Genomic DNA, 2,880 nt, shown 5'->3' with positions numbered 1-2,880 from the left:
TCCTGCATGAACCGGTAATTTTCTTCCGAGCCGTAACCGGAGTCTGCCACACCGATACCCGGTAAGCGGTTATAGCGGTGCTGGAAGGAGTGGAAGAAAGGGATCAGGGTCAGCGTATCGGTGGGGTTGGGAAACAGCCGGAAGTCTATGATGAACTGGTTTTCAGTACCTATTTGTAAATTATACCCGGGCTTGGTCTGCCCGTTCTTCATGGCGTCTTCTTTCATACGCATGAATGTGGCATCAGGATCGGTCTTGGAATAGGAATTACGTTCTCCAAGGACTTCAAGGTGATTGTCGTATTCCATCAGCTTGTCACGATACCCTTCAAGTTCCCTGACCTGTTTTTTCTTTTCACGCAGAGCTTTCTTTTGTTCCTTGTCCTGTGTTACTTGGTGTTCCAGCACTTCTTTGAGTTCATCCACTATATTAGAGAGCATGGAGGGAGTCAACTCCACGGATGTGTCTTTTACAGAGTTCTCCTGTATAATGGCTTCATCCACCTGCTCCAGAAGGATGCGAATCTTATTCAGCAACCTTGTACGGTTCTTTTCGACTGTCTTGCGCCAGACAAAAGTATATTTGTTGGCCTTGGACTCAATCTTGGTGCCGTCGATATACTCCACGTCAAGACTGATGAAACCCTTGTCGGCAAGGACAAGAACCAGCTGCGTGAAGACGTTGTTTATTTCCTCCTTTACACGGTTACGGAAACGGTTGATGGTTATGAAATTCGGATGCTCATGACCGGCAAGCCAGATATAATGGATATCACGCAAAAGAAGCTTCTCTATTTTACGACAGGAATAGATATTATTCATATAAGCGTAGATAATTACCTTGAGCATCATTTTGGGATGATAAGCTGAGCGCCCCGTTTCTTTATAAAGCTTCTTGAAATTATCAAGATTGAGATTATCAACAACTGCATTGACTATGCGGACCGGATCGTCCGCAGCTATGTTTTCATCAATTCTTTGTGGAAAAAGAACGGTTTGGTTGGGAATGTAAGGACGAAAATGTAACTTTGCCATAACGAAAAAACTGATGCCTAAAGTTACATAAACTTTGGGTAATAACAAAGCCCGGGCTTGGGAAAGTCCGGGCTTTGCGCATAAAAAAAGGCTGTGCCAGCATTTTGACACAACCTCTTCGTATTATCTGTACGGTATATCTTCAACAGAAACTTATTTGCGCTGTCCCAGTTGAGAATCGATAAAGAAGATTCCTGCATCACCGGCTTTCTTGATCTTATCAACAATACCTTGTGCAGTTGCTTCTTCTTCCACCTGTTCGCGAACAAATCCCCAAAGGAAATCCTGAGTAGCATTGTCTCTTTCGGCAGAAGCAACAGATACCAGTTCGTCAATCATTTTAGAAACATGGCATTCGTGCTTGTAAACGTGCTCGAACACTTCCAACGGAGTGCCCCATCCTGAAGGAACTACGTCTATTTTATCAACTTTAGCTACACCGCCACGCTTGATAATATAATCGGCCATGACATAAGCATGTTCCAACTCTTCCTGAGATTGCTTTTTCATCCAATTGGCAAATCCGCTAAATCCTTCTTTTTCAAAGTAGAAAGACATAGACAAGTACAGGTTAGCAGACCACATCTCGGCAGTTATCTGCTCATTAATTGCATTTTGTAATTTTTCTGAAATCATAATCGTTTGTATTTATTTGATTGAAATGATTACAAAAATAACAAGAATACTGTTTAATTTGTTCAACCGAATCTCTTTTTTTTAATTTATTATACAAACTCGTCCGAGAGATATCCTTTAGGCAACTCACGACAATTATAACCGGACGCCATAATTTCGCCATAAGCACCGGCGGAACGTAGGGCAATCAAATCCCCGCGTTTCACCTTGTTCAAGTCTATCGCCTTGCCGAAAACATCGGACGATTCACAGATCGGGCCTACCACATCGTACGTTTGCATCGTCTCGTCCGAAGTGAGGTTCTCCATCTTATGATGTGCCTGATAAAGAGCCGGACGGATCAAATCCGTCATCCCGGCATCGAGTATGGCAAATTTCTTGTTTACCCCTTGCTTTACATACAGCACTTTAGAGATAAGCGTGCCACACTGCCCCACCACAGCGCGTCCCAATTCAAAGTGCAAAGTCTGGTGAGGCCGCAACTTCAACTGTCCGGCATACGTAGAGAAATAACTCTTGAAATCCGGAATCGACTGACGGTTGGGGTGATCATAATCAATGCCCAGTCCACCACCTACATTGATATGTTTCACAAATATCTGACGCGCCTCAAGCCTGTCCTGCAACTCGTTCACACGATTGCAAAGGGCTATGAAGTCTCCCATATCCAATATCTGCGAACCGATATGGAAATGCAGGCCGATGAAATTGACATTCTTCATCTCCTGCGCCACGTCGATCACCTTATCCATATCTTCCATGCTGATGCCAAACTTATTCTCTGCCAGTCCGGTAGTAATATTCGCATGGGTATGCGCCCCCACATTCGGATTGATACGGAAAGCGACATTGGCCACTTTGCCTTTCGCGGCAGCCAGTTCGTTGATGACCTCCAGTTCGGGGATAGACTCTACATTGAAACAGAAGATGCCGTATTCCAGTCCGAGGTTGATCTCCCAATCCGCTTTCCCGACTCCGGCAAAAACGATTTTATTGGCAGGGAATCCGGCACGGACAGCGGCACGGATTTCTCCGCCACTCACGCAGTCTGCTCCCATTCCGCTTTCACGGATAATGGTAAGTACTTTCGGATTGGCATTCGCCTTCACGGCATAATGTACGGAATAGCTAGGATATTTGGCAACCTCTTGGTTAATAGCCGACAATGTATCACGCAGCACTTTCGTATCGTAATAATAGAAAGGTGTCT

Annotated in this window: 3 protein-coding genes; all 3 read right to left on the bottom strand. The window is 44.7% G+C overall.

Going from position 1 to position 2,880, the window contains the following annotated elements:
* The coding region (locus RDN93_RS21875) for an IS1182 family transposase (protein ID WP_308747417.1) at positions 1-1,034 on the bottom strand (1,034 nt) is incomplete at its 3' end.
* A gap of 153 nt (positions 1,035-1,187) precedes the next feature.
* Entirely contained in the window at positions 1,188-1,670 is a 483-nt protein-coding gene (locus RDN93_RS21870) for a ferritin (RefSeq protein ID WP_005930912.1), read from the bottom strand.
* Positions 1,671-1,759: 89 nt separating this feature from the next.
* On the bottom strand, positions 1,760-2,880 hold a 1,121-nt coding region (gene lysA / locus RDN93_RS21865), incomplete at its 5' end, for a diaminopimelate decarboxylase (protein WP_308747416.1).

This window comes from uncultured Bacteroides sp. (assembly GCF_902491285.1).
Lineage (GTDB): Bacteria > Bacteroidota > Bacteroidia > Bacteroidales > Bacteroidaceae > Bacteroides.
Note: the sequence above shows the minus strand (reverse complement) of the source record. Positions and strands in the feature narration are given on the sequence as shown.